This window comes from uncultured Subdoligranulum sp. (assembly GCF_937890665.1).
Genome location: NZ_CALADU010000246.1, coordinates 1 through 2,550, shown reverse-complemented (window position 1 = coordinate 2,550; position 2,550 = coordinate 1). Strand labels below are relative to the sequence as shown.

At 62.4% G+C, this 2,550-nt stretch carries 4 protein-coding genes; all 4 read left to right on the top strand.

Annotated elements, in window-relative coordinates; all coding sequences use genetic code 11:
- The first annotated feature begins 111 nt into the window (after positions 1-111).
- A complete protein-coding gene (locus Q0526_RS13780; RefSeq protein ID WP_298734674.1) occupies positions 112-537 on the top strand; it encodes a DUF3842 family protein in 426 nt (141 codons plus the stop codon).
- On the top strand, positions 534-1,127 hold the full coding sequence (locus Q0526_RS13775; protein ID WP_298734672.1) for a uridine kinase: 594 nt from the start codon (positions 534-536) through the stop codon (positions 1,125-1,127). Before Q0526_RS13780 ends, Q0526_RS13775 begins: the two co-directional genes overlap by 4 nt.
- A gap of 94 nt (positions 1,128-1,221) precedes the next feature.
- Positions 1,222-1,773 carry an ECF transporter S component gene (locus Q0526_RS13770; protein WP_298734670.1) on the top strand — a complete coding sequence of 184 codons (552 nt, stop codon included), beginning with the start codon at positions 1,222-1,224 and terminating at the stop codon, positions 1,771-1,773.
- Positions 1,774-1,909: 136 nt separating this feature from the next.
- Positions 1,910-2,428, top strand: a complete 519-nt coding sequence (locus tag Q0526_RS13765; RefSeq protein WP_298734668.1) for a hypothetical protein — start codon at positions 1,910-1,912, stop codon at positions 2,426-2,428.
- Positions 2,429-2,550 lie beyond the last annotated feature (122 nt).

Below are 2,550 nucleotides of genomic sequence, written 5' to 3'. Positions count from 1 at the left end.
CGCGGCCTGCAATGGCCGCGCTTTTTGTTGTATGCTACGCGGCGTTTTCCGGCTGTCCCGCGGGATGACCGGCAGCCGCTTATTTTTTGCCATAGGGGAGGAAACCTGTTTATGCAATCTCGTCGTTTGATCTTGGTGCTGGACGGCCAAGGGGGCGGCATGGGCACCCAGCTCATCAAGATGCTGGCCCCTGCGCTGCCCGCCGACTGCGACCTACTGGCCGTGGGTACCAACGTCCTTGCCACCAACGCCATGCTCAAGGCGGGGGCATCCCACGGCGCTACCGGCGAAAACGCCGTGGTCTACAATGCCTCCCGCGCCGACCTGATTCTGGGCCCCATCGGCATGATCTTGGCCAACGGCATTCTGGGGGAGGTATCCCCCAAGATGGCGTCGGCGGTCTCCGGCGCGGCGGCGGAAAAGATCTTGATCCCGTCCTCCCACTGCGGTGTGCAGGTGGCCGGCACGCAGGACTGCCGGCTGGAAGAATACCTGCAAAGCGCGGTGGCGCTGGCGCTGCGGGCGCTGGGCCAATGAGCGCCGCCCTGTATGAGGCCGCTGCCCCGGTGCTGGTCGCCGCCCGGCGGTTGGCGGCAGGGCAGAACCCGGCGCTGCTGGCCATCGATGGCCGGTGCGGCAGCGGTAAATCCACACTGGGGGCGTGGTTGGCCGAACAACTGCCCTGTCACCTCGTTCATATGGACGACTTTTACCTGCCGGTGAACCGCCGCCGCCCCGATTTGGCGCAGCACCCCGGCGCCAACATGGACTTTGCCCGGCTGCGCACCGAGGTGCTGACCCCGCTGCTGGCCGGTCAACCCGCCCAGTACCGGGCCTATGTCTGCCGTCTGGGCGCCCTGCGGGACCCAGTGGCGCTGCCGCCCCGGTCTTTGGTGGTGGTGGAGGGCAGCTACGCCCTACACCCCCAACTGGATGTGCCCTTTGCCTGCAAGGTGTTTTTGACCTGCACGCCGGACTGCCAGCGGCAGCGGCTGCAAGCCCGGGAAGGGGACCGCTTTGCGGACTTTGCCCGGCGGTGGATCCCCTTGGAAGAGGGGTATCTGGCCGCCCAACACCCCGAACGGCACTGCGATTTTGTGCTGGACACCACCCTCTGGACGGTGTAAAATAGAAACCGGTTCCTTTGAGAAAAGCCAGGAAGGCAACGGCAGCCCAGAAGGGCTGCGCCGGAACACTTTTTGATGAGGAGAGATCATTCCTATGCAAACCCGCGAAAAAACCTACAAACTGGTACTGTCCGCGCTGTTTTTGGCGCTTTGCTTGGTGCTGCCCATCATCACCGGCGGCATCCCGACCATCGGCAATATGCTGCTGCCCATGCACATCCCTGTGCTGCTCTGCGGCCTGATCTGCGGCTGGCAGTACGGTTTGGTCATCGGCTTTGTGGCCCCGCTGCTGCGGTCGGTGCTCTTCGGTATGCCCCCCATGTACCCCGTGGCGCTGGCCATGGCCTTTGAGCTGGCCGCCTACGGCCTGATCATCGGGTTGGTCTATGCCGCCGTACACAAGCGCGGTCTGGCTGCGCTGTACATCAGCCTGCTCACGGCTATGATCGGCGGACGTCTGGTTTGGGGCGTGGCCGAGATCCTGCTGCTGGGTCTGGCCGGAAACGCCTTTACCTTTCAGGCGTTCCTGTCCGGCGCGCTGCTCACCGCGGTGCCCGGCATTCTGCTGCAGTTGGTGCTGATCCCCGCCGTGATGGTCGCCTTGGACCGCACCGGCGTGGTAAAATTCCAGCGCGCCGAAAGCTGACACACACCCCATTATCATTTTTCACAACAAGCCGCGCAGGAAGCGCGGCGTTTTTTGTGGGGGCCGCGCTTGTTATTTGCGCGGTGAATATGGTATACTGTAAACAAATTGTTACCATCGGAAGGAGGGGGACCCTATGGGGCTGATTTCTGCGATTCAAAACAAAACCGAACAAGCCCGTGCCCGGGAACGCATTCGCCCGCTGCTGGAAAGCCGGATGATGCGGGATATTTTGCTGGAGATCGGCCAGCGCGGCACCGAAAAGCTGGACCCCCAAAGCGTGCCGCTGGCCCAGCGCCCCCGTGCCGCCAAACTGGCTGCCGAATGCGGCACCGCCGGTCTGCACCAAAGCGTCATTCGGGAAGTGGTGCTGGATGAGGCGGGCATCACCCTGTATGCCGGCAACGACGAGATTCCCTTCCTCTACGCCGACTACAACTACGAAAACATCGAGGATACCGATTGCCTGCCCGCTGTGGCCCAGTATCTGGTCCAGCGGCTGCGGGGGTATTACAACATCAGCCGCACCTTCTACTCGGTGCCCAAGCACAACGGCCGCACCGTTACCGAAAAGACCAAGCAGGTCTTTATCCGCCGCCACCACGAGGATACCCCTTTCGACCCCCAGCCCACCCAGAAACAACACCTCTTCTGAGCTTTTGCGTTGACAGCGGGCCGCAGGTTTGCTATAATAAACTGTACGCTGCATCGGGCAACGAAGATGGAGCATTACTCAAGAGGTCGAAGAGGTCGCACTCGAAATGCGATAGGGCGTTA